Origin of the sequence: Jatrophihabitans sp., from assembly GCA_036399055.1 — a bacterium.
Taxonomy (GTDB): domain Bacteria; phylum Actinomycetota; class Actinomycetes; order Mycobacteriales; family Jatrophihabitantaceae; genus Jatrophihabitans_A.
The window spans coordinates 29963-42247 of record DASWNX010000026.1 but is presented as its reverse complement, the minus strand read 5'-3'; the positions used below and the strand labels follow the sequence as shown (position 1 = coordinate 42247).

Here is a 12285-nt window from a genome sequence, read left to right as displayed (position 1 = left end):
CCGCAAAGGAGCCAGCCATGAACCTCGCCGACTACGACGTGTTGAGCTTCGACTGCTACGGAACCCTCATCGACTGGGAGACCGGCATGCTCGCCGTGCTCTGCGCGTGGGCCGGCGAGTCCGGCCTGGACGTGGCCGACGAGGCCCTGCTGCGCGCCTACGGCGACCACGAGGCCCAGGTCGAGGCGGACACCCCGGACGCTCTCTACTCGGCCGTCCTCGCCGAGGCTTTCCGGCGCACCGGTGACCAGCTCGGGGCGCCGGTGAGCGAGCAGTGGGCTCAGCGGCTGGGCGACTCGGTTCCGGACTGGCCGGCCTTCGACGACTCGCCCGAGGCGCTGGCGTCCCTGGCCCGGGACTACAAGCTCATCATCGCCTCCAACGTCCACCGCGAGGGTTTCGCCGGCTCCAACAAGCGCCTCGGCGTGAGCTTCGACCGGATCATCACCGCCGAGGACGTCGGGGCCTACAAGCCGGCGCCGAACCACTTCGAGGCTCTCTTCGAGGCGGTGCGGGAACTGGGCGTTCCCCGGGAGCGCCTGCTGCACGTCGCCCAGAGCCTGTTTCACGACCACGTGCCCGCCAAGCGCCACGGGCTGTCGTCGGTGTGGATCAACCGCCGTTCCAGCCGTCCCGGCTGGGGCGCCACCCCTGAGCCGGCCGGGGAGTACTCCTACGGCCTGGAGTTTCCCGACCTGATCTCGTTCGCCGAGGTCGCCCGTGCGGCCAAGAGCTGACGCGGCTAAGAGCTGACATGGCAGGACGCGGCGGCGCAGAACCCGCGTGGGCGGTGGTGAGCCCAGGGACCGCTGGCGGAGGATAGGGGATTCGAACCCCTGAGGGCGTTAACCCAACACGCTTTCCAAGCGTGCGCACTAGGCCACTATGCGAATCCTCCGTCGAAGAGGATACGGGTGACCTCGTCCCGGCTGCGGCCCGGGTACTCCCTCGCCGTGCCACCGCCGTCCAAGGCCCGTCCTGCCGGTGGCGCCAGAGTGGCTCCAGGCGAGAACGCCGGCTACGTCGGTCTTGAACCGCGGTACTCTTCGCCGAACTCCTGGGGGGCAGAAATGACAGCAGAAACCAGCGCGCGGCGAATGGCCGACAGCGACGGGCTCAAGGGCCTGGCCAAGCTGGGTTTCGCGGCCCGGGGCACCATCTACCTGCTGATCGGCATCTTCGCGGTGATGCTGGTGCAGGGCAAGCACACCCCCGAGGCCGACCAGCGGGGCGCGATGCAGGAGGTCGCCCAGCACACCGGCGGCTTCCTGCTGCTGTGGCTGATCGCGATCGGGTTCGTCGGCTACGCGCTCTGGCGCTTGTCCGAGGCCGCCTTCGGGGTCACCGGCAAGGACCCCGACGACAAGCTCCCGCGGCTGAAGTCGCTGGCCCGTGGCCTGATCTACGCCGGCCTGGCCGTCAGCGCCTTCAACCTGCTGGCCCACGCTCGCCAGAAGAGCCAGGCCAACCAGCAGCAACAATGGACGTCCAAGGTGATGGAGTACCCGGCCGGCCGGTGGATGATCGGCATCGCCGGCGCCGTGGTGATCGGCATCGGCCTGGGGCTGATGTATCAGGGCATCATGCGCAAGTTCAAGAAGCACTTCGCGCTGGCGGACATGCCGAGCCGCAGCCGGCGGATCGTCTGGTTCCTCGGCACCTTCGGCATCACCGCCCGAGGCGTGGTGTTCGGCCTGGTCGGCTTCTTCCTGGTCCGGGCCGCCTGGGAGTACGACCCGAGCAAGGCCCGCGGCCTCGACGGCGCGCTGCGCCAAACCGTCGCCGACTCTGACACCGGGCGGCTACTGGTGGCGGTATGCGCGATCGGCTTGCTCGCCTTCGGCCTGTACGCCTACGCCGAAGCGGCCTGGCGACGCACGTGAGCCGACTGGCTCACACATCCTCTGACCGGCGCCGTGAGGCCGGCTGGCGGACTGCGGCGCTGTGGCTGCTCGCCGCGGCGGTGCTGATCTGGTTGGCGCTAATCCTGGTCGGTCACCTGCTCGGTCACCAATGGCGCGACAGCGCCCTGGTGCGCTGGGATGCCTCGGTGGACCGGCAGCTGGCGGCCAACCGGCGTGAGCCGTGGACCTCGTTGACCTACCTGGCCACCTTTCTCGCCGAGACGCTCACCGTGATCGGCGTCCTGGCAGTGGCCCTGGCGCTGCTCCGGCTGCAGCTGAAACGGTGGCGGGAGCCGTTGTTCCTGGCGGTGACGGTGATCGGCGAGGTGACGATCTTCCTCAGCACCACCCTGCTGGTCGACCGGGACCGCCCGCCGGTGCGGCACCTGGACTCCGCGCCGCCGACCTCGAGCTTTCCCTCCGGGCACACGGCCGCCTCGATCGCGCTGTACGCCGGACTGGCGGTGCTCGCCTGGCGGGCCGGGGCCGCGATGTGGCTGCGCACGCTGGCCATCACGCTGGCGGTGCTGGTGCCGCTGCTGGTGGCCTCAGCACGGCTGTACCGGGGAATGCACTACCCGACCGACGTGCTCGGCGGAGCCCTGCTGGCGTGCTGCTGGCTGGCGGCGACCACCGCGATCCTGCTCCGGCGGCCCCTGTCGGACCGGCAATCCTTGTCCGACCGCCGATCCCTGTCCGACCGGCGGCCGGCGTCGTGAGCAGTGGCGTCGCGGCGGTGCTCAACCCCGCGAAGATCGAGGACCTGGCAGCGTTGAAGGCCCTCATCACCGAGCACTGCGGCGACGAGCGGCCGAGCTGGTTCGAGACCACCCCCGAGGACACCGGGGCCGGACAGACCGCCGCGGCGATAGCGGCCGGCGCGCGGCTGGTGCTGGTCTGCGGTGGCGACGGCACGGTGGCGGCCTGCGCGGGAGCGTTGGCAGGCACCGAGGTGGCGATGGCGATCGTGCCGGTGGGCACCGGCAACCTGCTGGCCCGAAACCTCGGCATCCCGTTGGAGCTCGGCGACGCGCTCAAGGTCGCCTTCGGCGCCGATGAGCGGGTGATCGACGTGCTCGAGGCGGCTGAGCAACGGTTCGTGGTGATGGCCGGGCTGGGCTTCGACGCCGCGCTGATCCGCGACACCGACGAGAAGCTCAAGCTTCGCATCGGTTGGCTGGCCTATCTGGGCGGCCTGGCCCGGGCGCTGCGGCGAAGCCCGCGGGCCCGCTTCACCATCACCGTCGACGAGGGGCTGCCGCTGAGCACCGACGCCATCGGAGTGCTGGTGGGCAACGTCGGGCAGCTGGAGGCCGGGATCACCCTGATGCCCGATGCCAGCCCCGACGACGGGCGCCTCGACGTGATCGTGCTGGCGCCCCGCACCATCGGCGACTGGCCGGCGCTGGTCTGGCGGATCCTGCGCCGGCGTCCAGACGCCGGCCGGCAGGCCGACATCCTGCGCGGAAAGCGGGTGGTGATCTCTTCGGCGGTCGCCATGCCGATCGAGTTCGACGGCGACTTCCGCGGCGAGGCGACTGAGCTCCGGGTCGAGGTGCTGCCCGCGGCGCTGGTGTTGAGGTGCCTGCCGTGACGGCCTCCAGACCACCGGGGCGCGGGCCGGAGGATGAGAGCGCCGGCCAGGAGCGCGAGAACGCGGGCCGGCGCCGGTTCGCCGGCCGGACGGCGGTGGTGTTCGTCATCGCGATAGCGGCGGCAGCGCTGTTCATCCTGCTGCTGGTGCTGGTCAGGTCTTCCTCGACGGCGCTGCTGCGGATGGACCGCGCCATCGCCATCGACATGAACCGCTTCGGCCGGGACCATCCCGGCTTCACCTGGGCCATGCACGCCCTCAGCAACTCGGGCAAGACGGTGGTGTGGTTTCTCGTCCTGGGGCTGGTGACCGGCTGGCTGTGGCGGCGCCGGCTACGGCGGCTGGCGCTCTTCGTCGTGGTCGCGGCGCTGGGCAGCTCGCTGCTCAACAACGTGATCAAGTTGCTGGTGGACCGGGCCCGGCCCCATCTGAGCGACCCGCTCGCGTCCGCGGCCGGCAAGTCCTTTCCCAGCGGTCACGCCCAGGCGGCGATCGTCGGCTGCGGCGTCCTGCTCGCGGTCTTCCTGCCGGTGATCCCTCGACGCTGGCGAGCGCTGGCTGTCAGCGGGGCAGGGCTGCTGGCGTTGCTGATCGGGTTCTCACGGATCGCGCTGGGCGTCCATTACCTCTCCGACGTGATCGGCTCCTACCTGATCGGCACCGTGTGGCTGATCGGCATGATCAGCGCGTTCCGAACCTGGCGGCGAGAAGACGGAAAGCCGGTCGGCCCCCTGGACGAGGGCCTGGAACCCGAGCACCGTGACCGGCTCGCGCCCTGACCGCGCTCTCGCCCGGTTGGGCCGGTCTAGCTGCCGGCCGGCAACCGCCTGCCGTCAGGAGAGCTGATCACGGTGCCGTGCACCAGCTGCACGAAGCTGCCCTCGTGCGGCAGGTTTCCGGTGCCCACTATCGCCGCCGGCACCCCGGCCTCGCGCAGCAGGATGCCGAGGTGGCTGAGCAGCGCGCCCTCTTCAAAGAGAAAGCCCTCGACCACGCCGATGAGCATCGACAGCACGGCGATCGGACGGGAGGCGGCGACGATGACCCCGCTGTCAGCCAAGCTGAGCCGCTGACGCAGTTGCCGTAGCAACAGCGCTTCATTCTCTGCCGAGATCGATTGAGCGATGCTGATGATCGGTGCGATGCTCGACGCGGTCAGGATGTCGTCAATCTCGAGCACCTGCACCAACCCGCTGGCGACTCCGGCGCTCAGAACCCGTGAGCCGCTCAGGGCAGACTGGTTGTCCGGTGCTGTCAGCTCGGCGGCCGGCGCCGAGTAGTCCACGAAGAGCAGGGTTGCCTCATTGACCACCCACTCCAGCGCCGTCCGGGGGTGCAGCCGCCGGGCGTGCTCATACGTCGTGGATTCCAGCGTCCTGGCCTGGTCCGGTCCCACCAGCGCGGCCAAGGCATCCAGCGTCATCGGGTGGGCGCTGCCCAAACCCCGGTTGACTGCCAGCAAGCCCTCTTCGGACGACTCGACATAGACCGAGCCGTCCGCGGCCACGGTGGACAGCAGCGCCAGGTCGCCCTGGACGTACTCGCGGCACAGGAACGCGAACTCGCCGTCTTCTGGGCTGGCCTCGGCCAGCGTGCGGACGGTGTCAGCCAGCTCGCTGCTGTCGATGATGTGCTGGCGCTCGGTCGGACTGGAGTCGATGACCAGGCGGTGGGGAAGCTGCCTGCTCCATGCGGTCAGGACTTCGACCGAACCGCGTCGGTCCCAATTGGCCAGCCAACCACCGGGCACCCGGGCGCCATGAGAGATCGCGATGGCCCGCGCGATCCGGCGCTTGCTCCGGATCCTGGTGTACACGTCGGCGCATTGGCCCAGGACCAGATCGTGCGCGTCGCCTTCGTACAGCGGCGCGATCCGCAGCCCTGCGGCTGCTGACTGGCCGGCCAGATCCGCGGTGCGCGGGCGCACCTGGACGATCCAGGCCACCTGCCCGTCCCAGGCCCACTCCACGTCCTGTCCGCTGCCGCCCTCGGACAGCTCCTTCACCGAGGCCTGCAACTGCTGCCGCCAACCCGGTGCCGCCGCCGAAGAACTGCTCAGGCGCTCACCGGTCGGCGCCGACAGCCCCGCGACCAGGTCGCCACCGTGGCCGGCGGTCCATTCGACATAGCAGTCACCGGACGGTTCGCTGAACGCGACGCCGGCCACGACCGGTTGGATCGCCCTCTGCACCAGCACGCTCATCCGATCGCAGCCTGGGAACCGGCCGATTCGCCGGTACTGCAGCAGCGCTTTCGGGCTGAAGGCCGATAGCCAGACCTTCCGCACCGCCTGTTCGAGGTCTTGTTCCTCGACATTGATCAGGCTGTCGAAGACACCTGCGAAGCTGAGCGACGTGCCGTCCTCGTCGGCTGAGCTGCTGCGCACCATCAGGACCGGCCCGAGCTCCAGATCGGCCACCGCGGCTCGCAACTGCCGTGCTTGGCTGGCGGTGAGCCTGATGCGGTCAAGCATCGCAGCGAGCTGCTTCAGCAGCTGGTCGTCATCCTCGGCACGTCGGGTGACCTCCCTGAGCAGCCGGTCGAGCTCGGCTCGCGCCTCATCGCCCAGGCACGCGCTGATCCAGCCGCCGGGCGCCACGAGTCCCGCAGGCACCGCGACCCGCCCGTAGACCCGAGCAAGACCGGCGGCCTTGTTGCCGTGCAGGCTCGGCGAGGTCGCCTCGGCCAGGTCGGTTAGGCGGGTCATGTGAAATTCCGGAAGAGCATGGAGGCCCTGGGGCCGTCGGCGTGCTGGTACTTGCCGTCGTAGAGCACGATGTCGCCCAGGGTCTTCCACCACATCATCTGACCGATCTTCATGCCCTCGTAGACGATCACGTCGTGGGTGGCATAGAGCTGCAGAGTCCATTGCCCGATGAACCCGATGTCGCCCAGGGGCGCTGAGAGGTTGATGAACAGGCCCAACCGCGCCACCGATGAACGGGCGGCAAAGGTGGGCACGTAATGCTCGCTTCCCAGAACCTCGCGAGTCGCGGCCAGGTACAACTTGTTGGCCTTGAGCTGCAGCCCGTCCGCCGGTATCAGGAGCTCTTCGGTGGAGTTCTCGCGGCTGGCGTCCAGTAGGTCCTCGCGATAGACGATCAGGCGGTCGGAGAGGGTGAAGTTGTAGCTGTTGGGATTGACCGCGCTCTCGTCGAAGGGGTCGATGATGATGCGCCCCGCCTGCTGCTCAAGGGCGATCTGACGGCCGGACAAGATCACGGCGCGGCCCCGTCGAACAGGCGGCTCTGGGTGACCGCCACTGAATTGGCGTACCGGCCGTCGTACTGCACGACATCGCCGTTCACACTCCAGAACGCGACCTTGCCGATCATCATCGCGGGGCGCAATCTGACCGGCTGCGACACCCGGATCTCCAGTGTCCAACGGATGATGGCGCCGGTGTGCCCCAGCGGCGCGCTCACCTGGATCCAGACTCCCAGCGCGGCAATCGAGAGCGTGCCGTACAGCTCGCATGCGTAGCGGTAGCTGCCGATGACCTCCAGCGTCTCGCCGAGGTAGAGCCGGTTGGGCTGCAGGAGGATGCCGTCAGCGGGAATGTCGATCGGCTCCAACCGATCCAGCGGACGGCGAGCGTCGAACATCGTCGAGCCGCAGTTGACCAGCTGTCGCCCGAGCCGGAAGCCGTAACTGTTCTGCTCGACCTGGCTAGCCTCGAACGGTTCGATGGCGATGGCGCCACTGCGGTGCTGCCGGGCGATCTCAGCGCCAGTCAACAACATGGGGCGCCCGCGATCAACCGGGTGCAGAAATCGCGAACGTGCTCGACACCGCTGCGGCTGTTGTCGAATTCCACGTCACAGGCGATCTCGTCGAGCTTGAACACCCGCTCGTCATCGACGATGCTCACATCCTCACGGGCACGCAGCCGTTGGTGACGCACGGCGCGCTCGCAGCGAACCCGCACGAAGTAGAACCCCAGTTCACGCAGGCGTGGCGCATCCACGGTGTGGTCGCGTAGATCTGCGTTGATGACGACCGCGCCGGCGGGCGTCGTGGCCAGTGACTGCTCAAATCGCTCGACGAGCGCGGTCGGCCTGATGCGCCTGATGTGCTTGGCCAGGTCCAGCATCAGTTGCTGATCCTGCTGATCGGCCGGCTTGGGCTCAGCGATCTCGGAATACAGCCTGTTCTGCAGGTCGTGCAACAGGGCGGCCAGCGCGATGACCCGAGACGGGCGCCCGGCAGCGGCCAGCGACTCGGTCAGCACTGCGGCGGTCGTCGATTTTCCACTGCCCGTCTCGCCCACCAGGCAGATTCGAGCGCGGCCTGGCGCCGGGTCGAGCCGGGTAGCCGTTCCGGCGGCGTCACCTGAGAGCAGCATGCTGGTTCCGCAAGAACGTCAACTTTGACTCGTGTCGCTGGTAATTCTCGATCCCGCGCTCGTCGAAATACGAGTCCATGAGCCCGCGCAGGTGACTCAGGTCCTGCCGAACGCTTTCAAAGGTGGCGCCGGTCAGTGACTGGGAATAGAGGTACTCCATCTCGCACTGGGTCAACTCAGCGGCGCCGGCGACCCGGCCCCCGGACTCGTCGATGACGACGCATTGGTCATAGGCGATGCCGATGACGTTGCCGCTGTCGTGGGCTTCGACAGTGATGTCATACCGGGCCCGGCGGAAGCTCGCGTTCCAGGCGGGCGTGAGGCCCATGACGTCACGGACGTAGGCCTCGAGGTCAGGACCGACCTTGACACCACGATCGCGGATCTCCACCCGCTCGTCGGTGTCCTCGGTGTAGATCTTGCGTTTCACCGTGTGGCGGCCGTCGGTGGTGGGAATGAACGAGACGTAGCCAGCCTCCTCAGCTGGCTCCTCGATGGCGTAGACATGGTTCAGGAAGTCCCATCCCTGGATCTCTTCCCGGAACTCGACATGGAAGCCGGGCAGCCCGTCGGATTCCACCAGCCGCAGGGTGTCGCGCGCCAACGCGTACACGTCCGGGTGGCCGGTGAGGGTGAACTTGTGCTCCAGCTCCACATCGGGCTTGAGGTTCACCCGGAAACACAGGTAGTTCGTGATCTTGAGGAAATGCTCGTCGATCCCCGCCAGCAAGTCGGTCAGGGCTGCGCTGCGCGGCGAAGGCTCACCCGGGAGCCGCAGAAACCGCGCATGACCGTGGTAGATGTCGACCTGTGGGTACAACACCACCGAGGAGGTCAGCGGCGCGGCAGGCCGAAGCAGGCCGATCGGCATGTTGTGGTCCTGATTGAGGATCGCCTCCAAAGACGCTTCCAACCGGTCGATGACGGTTCCGCCGGAATCCAGCACGACGGCATCGGTGGGTGGCCAGTCCGCAAGGTTCAGCGTGTAGCTCTGGGCGCCGTCGGTGGTGGGAGCCAGCGCCGCGACCGGGCAGCGCAGAAGTGTCACCCGCCATTCAGCCGGACGCCGGATCGACGAGCGCAGATCGTGTGAGCCCACCACCAGCCATGCCGCCGGGTCAGCCTCATCGAACACGCTGTCCTTCAATCACTAGAGCCAGGTCGCCGCTGTAGGGCCAGGCAAAAATATCACGAATAGGTACAAATGGGTTAGGAATGTCCCGGACGGGCCGACGTCGCTGGCGCGCCTTGGGCATCGGCGCCTCTTCGGTGCTCGATGCCGCTGTGCACCGCTCTGGACACCGGTCTCAGCGCCACCGCCGCTGCCATAACGATCATTCCCATGAAGAGCCAGCCGTAGTCGGAGAACAGGTCCAGTGATCCGGCGACGAGGAACGGCCCGAGCAGGTGCGGCAATGAGCTGTACATGGACCAGACAGACTGGTTGTGCGCGGTGAGGTCATGCCGGCGCAAGCTCATCGACAGGCCCCAGGTCGCCGCCGAGGCGTACAGGTCGCCGACTGAGAGCGCGACCACCGCCAGCAGCAGGACCAGCACTCCCGCCAACTGCCCGATGGTGGCACTGGCGAAGAACAGCAGGCACGCCAGGCCCACGGCGAGGCCGCCCAGCAGGCCCGCCCGGGTGGCGCCAGGGATGTCGGTTGAGCCGCGGCTGAGCCGAAGCTGAAGCGCGACCGCCACGATGGTGTTGACCGACATCGCCAGCCCGATCAGCCATTGGCGGCTGTGATAGTGGCTCAGGACGAGGAGTGGAAGCCCGATGGTCAGCATGCTGGTGCAGAGGAAGAGGGTTCCGCACAGCAGCCCGACCGCCGCGAACCTTCCTCCCCGCGCCGACAGGCCACTCTGCGGCGCCGACCGGCGGGGGTCTGGGGGCAGCCGGCTGGCCAGGACGGCCGCGACCAGGTGTGAGACGGCGTTGGCCAGAACCACGAGGTAAAGGCTCAGCCGGCTTTGCTGCCCGGTGAGTGCCAGAGCCGCGAACAGCGATCCGATGGCGAAAGCCAGGTTGTACACCGACCGGTTGTACGCCGCGATGCGCACGCGATCGTCGACCGACGCGAAGGCGTACAGGACCACCTTGCGAACCGGGCTCTCCCACCCGTCCATGACCAGCAGGAACACGCTCAGCACCAGAAACGCGGTGAACCCGTGGATCGCCAGGTAAGCGGGGAAAGCCAGCCCACGGAGCAGATGCACCAGGACAAGGCTGCGGCGGTGGCCCAGCCGGTCGGAGAGCCGGCCGAGCGGCACCCGGGTGAGCAGGCTGAGGACGCCGCCCAGGCCTAGCGCCGCGCCGATCTGCGTCGGTGAGACCTCGATCAACCGGAGGAAGAGCACGACGCTGATGGTGAGGAAGCACCCTGTCCCGGCCGAGTCGACGGCGGTGATGAGGGCGTAGGCCCGCTCCTGCCGGGTGGGCGGCAGGAGCTTGGCGAGCGCGGGTAGGACTGCCAAGCGCCGGGCTCCTCTGTGTGCGCCGCTGGACGGCGCTCACCGGAGGAGGCTCTGCACCTACCGAGACATGTTAGAGGAAATCCACTAAATCGCCCATACCGACTTATTAGGTCATCGGGGCGCGGGAGTGAAAGTCACCCGATCAGCCTCCAGCTGTCGCCGGGCCGGTGACCGACCGGCAGCCGAGCAACGAGTTGCCGCCACCGGAGCCGATGTTCACGCCGTAGGCGCACAACTGGTTCGCGCCGGCGGCCAGCTTGACGGTGTAGCTGAACCCGTGCTTGCCGGTGATGCCCCAGGCGCTGTTGACATCGCCGCGCTCGATCGTGGTGGGGCCCCACGCGACATGCTTGGCGTTGCGGTCGATGACCACGCCGATAGCCTGCGAGGTGTTGTTGAAGTCGAAGGTCCAGCCGCTGACCACAGCCTGGGCCCCCTTCACCACTACCGAGTCGAGCCTTCCGATGGGCGAGAGCGACACCCGGAAGCTCGAGCAGCCCAACCGGCTCTCAGAGCCGGGCCCGATGTTGAGCGCGTGCAGGCAGACGGTGCTCGAGCCGGCCGGTAGCCGCACCGAGATGCGGTAACCGTGCAAGCCGGTGCCACGGAAGGCCAGGTTGATGTCGGGACGCGACACGGTGGAGCCGACCGAGCCGGCGAACCTGCCGTTGACATTGGCCACCACCGTCAGCGGGGTGTGCGGAGCGTCGTAGTCAAAGCTCCAGCCGGTGAAGGTGGCCAGGTTCCCCTTCTGGGTGACCGTGCTGATCCCGCCCAGCGGCGATCCGTTCAGCGGCACGCTCTTGCAGCCCAGCTTGGTGTTGCTGCCGGCGCCGACGTTGATGGCGTAGGCGCACACGTTGTTGGCGCCGTTGGCCAGCATCAGCGCCTTGGTGAACCCGTGATTGCCGGTGGCGCCGTAATGGGCGTTGATGTCCCCGCGTGGCTCAGTCGTCTGCACGTAGGTGAACGGCTTGCCGTTGACGTAGAAGAAGATCCGCAGCCCGCTGGACAGGGCATTCGGGTCCAGTGCCCAGCCTCTGACGGTGAGGTAGCGCCCGTGCACCGACCAGCTGCTGACGCCGCCGAACGGGTTGTCGTTGGCGATCTTGCCGCCCGGCATCAGTATCTTGGCCTGCGCGGTCAGCATGTTGGCGATCGGGGAGCCGTACTGGCCGCCCTGGGTCAGGATGGCCACCGCGTACCGGTCGCCGTTGACGTAGCCGGTGGAGTTGAACGCCGGCTGGCCCTGCGGGTTGTCGTTGCCCCAGCCCTGCTTGACGGCGAAGCCGGTGGTGGCGCTCGGGATGCCGAAGAACTGGTACACGCCGTCAGATCCGTACGGGGTCGCGTGGTGCATGGCGTTGCCGAGCCAGTTCCAGACCGCCGGGCGGTGCCGCACCGCGTTGTAGAACCGCACCATTCCGCTGGCGGTGACCCGGGTGGCGCCCCACCAGCCTGGCGACGGCGGTCCCGAGCCGATGTCGGGGACGTTGAGCGCCTGCTCGATCCAGTCGACGATGCCGTCGCCGCCGACCCGGCCGTAGAGCGCGCTGGCGGCGGCGTCGTCGGACTGGGTGATCATCTTGTAGGCAGCGGTCTCGTTCCAGCCCGACATCTGCCCGGTCATCAGCAGCCGGGTCGCGATGAACACCTTCACCAGCGACTCGGAGGCATAGGTGCTGTTGTAGTCGCCGGCGCCGGTGAAGGCCCCGGTCTGGGTGTCCAGCACAGCGATGGAGGACCGGTAGCCCCGGTCATTGGCGTAGCGGACGGCGCTGGCCGCCTGGCTGGCCACCGTTGCCGAGGCCGGCTGGGCCGTCACCACTGGGACCAGGATTCCGAGGACCAGGGCCGCCGTGCTCACGACCGCTGTGAATCTCAACCGCATGATGTGATGCCAATCGTTTCGGGGATGACCGGGCTTTGTTGTCCGGACACCTCTGTTGTCCAAGCCGTGCTGC

At 68.0% G+C, this 12285-nt stretch carries 12 protein-coding genes and 1 tRNA gene; 5 read left to right on the top strand and 8 right to left on the bottom strand.

Features of this window, described 5'->3' with window-relative positions; genetic code table 11:
- Positions 1-17 precede the first annotated feature (17 nt).
- A complete protein-coding gene (locus VGB75_09865; GenBank protein ID HEY0167337.1) occupies positions 18-737 on the top strand; it encodes a haloacid dehalogenase type II in 720 nt (239 codons plus the stop codon).
- Positions 738-810: 73 nt separating this feature from the next.
- Here the strand turns inward: VGB75_09865 and VGB75_09860 are convergent.
- Positions 811-898, bottom strand: a tRNA-Ser gene (locus tag VGB75_09860).
- A gap of 199 nt (positions 899-1097) precedes the next feature.
- On the opposite strand from VGB75_09860, the gene VGB75_09855 reads away from it, so the two are divergent.
- From VGB75_09855 to VGB75_09840, 4 genes are read left to right on the top strand one after another with little or no spacing between them, the layout of a single operon-like run.
- Positions 1098-1883 (top strand): DUF1206 domain-containing protein, encoded by a 786-nt coding sequence (locus VGB75_09855; GenBank protein ID HEY0167336.1) that lies wholly within the window; start codon positions 1098-1100, stop codon positions 1881-1883.
- Positions 1880-2623, top strand: a complete 744-nt coding sequence (locus VGB75_09850; protein HEY0167335.1) for a phosphatase PAP2 family protein — start codon at positions 1880-1882, stop codon at positions 2621-2623. The genes VGB75_09855 and VGB75_09850 overlap by 4 nt, the downstream gene beginning before the upstream one ends.
- Entirely contained in the window at positions 2620-3498 is an 879-nt protein-coding gene (locus VGB75_09845) for a diacylglycerol kinase family protein (protein ID HEY0167334.1), read from the top strand. Before VGB75_09850 ends, VGB75_09845 begins: the two co-directional genes overlap by 4 nt.
- On the top strand, positions 3495-4277 hold the full coding sequence (locus tag VGB75_09840) for a phosphatase PAP2 family protein (GenBank protein ID HEY0167333.1): 783 nt from the start codon (positions 3495-3497) through the stop codon (positions 4275-4277). Before VGB75_09845 ends, VGB75_09840 begins: the two co-directional genes overlap by 4 nt.
- A 26-nt stretch (positions 4278-4303) precedes the next feature.
- On the opposite strand, the gene VGB75_09835 is transcribed toward VGB75_09840, so the two are convergent.
- The 7 genes from VGB75_09835 to VGB75_09805 form a co-directional block, all read right to left on the bottom strand.
- Positions 4304-6205: a PEP/pyruvate-binding domain-containing protein gene (locus VGB75_09835; protein ID HEY0167332.1), complete on the bottom strand. Its 1902-nt coding sequence runs from the start codon at positions 6203-6205 to the stop codon at positions 4304-4306.
- Positions 6202-6720, bottom strand: a complete 519-nt coding sequence (locus tag VGB75_09830; protein ID HEY0167331.1) for a hypothetical protein — start codon at positions 6718-6720, stop codon at positions 6202-6204. The genes VGB75_09835 and VGB75_09830 overlap by 4 nt, the downstream gene beginning before the upstream one ends.
- Positions 6717-7241 carry a hypothetical protein gene (locus tag VGB75_09825; GenBank protein HEY0167330.1) on the bottom strand — a complete coding sequence of 175 codons (525 nt, stop codon included), beginning with the start codon at positions 7239-7241 and terminating at the stop codon, positions 6717-6719. The genes VGB75_09830 and VGB75_09825 overlap by 4 nt, the downstream gene beginning before the upstream one ends.
- The gene (locus tag VGB75_09820; protein HEY0167329.1) at positions 7232-7843 is read right to left on the bottom strand and encodes a hypothetical protein; all 612 of its coding nucleotides are present in this window, start codon (positions 7841-7843) and stop codon (positions 7232-7234) included. The genes VGB75_09825 and VGB75_09820 overlap by 10 nt, the downstream gene beginning before the upstream one ends.
- The gene (locus VGB75_09815) at positions 7827-8978 is read right to left on the bottom strand and encodes a hypothetical protein (GenBank protein HEY0167328.1); all 1152 of its coding nucleotides are present in this window, start codon (positions 8976-8978) and stop codon (positions 7827-7829) included. The genes VGB75_09820 and VGB75_09815 overlap by 17 nt, the downstream gene beginning before the upstream one ends.
- Positions 8979-9052: 74 nt before the next feature.
- Positions 9053-10321 carry an MFS transporter gene (locus VGB75_09810; GenBank protein HEY0167327.1) on the bottom strand — a complete coding sequence of 423 codons (1269 nt, stop codon included), beginning with the start codon at positions 10319-10321 and terminating at the stop codon, positions 9053-9055.
- A gap of 142 nt (positions 10322-10463) precedes the next feature.
- The gene (locus VGB75_09805) at positions 10464-12212 is read right to left on the bottom strand and encodes a hypothetical protein (GenBank protein HEY0167326.1); all 1749 of its coding nucleotides are present in this window, start codon (positions 12210-12212) and stop codon (positions 10464-10466) included.
- Between the last annotated feature and the right edge of the window lie 73 nt (positions 12213-12285).

Coding starts and splice junctions, on each gene's coding strand:
- VGB75_09865 (HEY0167337.1), top strand. CDS start 18: ATGAACCTCGCCGACTACGACGTGTTGAGCTTCGACTGCTACGGAACC.
- VGB75_09855 (HEY0167336.1), top strand. CDS start 1,098: ATGGCCGACAGCGACGGGCTCAAGGGCCTGGCCAAGCTGGGTTTCGCG.
- VGB75_09835 (HEY0167332.1), bottom strand. CDS start 6,205: ATGACCCGCCTAACCGACCTGGCCGAGGCGACCTCGCCGAGCCTGCAC.
- VGB75_09825 (HEY0167330.1), bottom strand. CDS start 7,241: ATGTTGTTGACTGGCGCTGAGATCGCCCGGCAGCACCGCAGTGGCGCC.
- VGB75_09820 (HEY0167329.1), bottom strand. CDS start 7,843: ATGCTGCTCTCAGGTGACGCCGCCGGAACGGCTACCCGGCTCGACCCG.
- VGB75_09805 (HEY0167326.1), bottom strand. CDS start 12,212: ATGCGGTTGAGATTCACAGCGGTCGTGAGCACGGCGGCCCTGGTCCTC.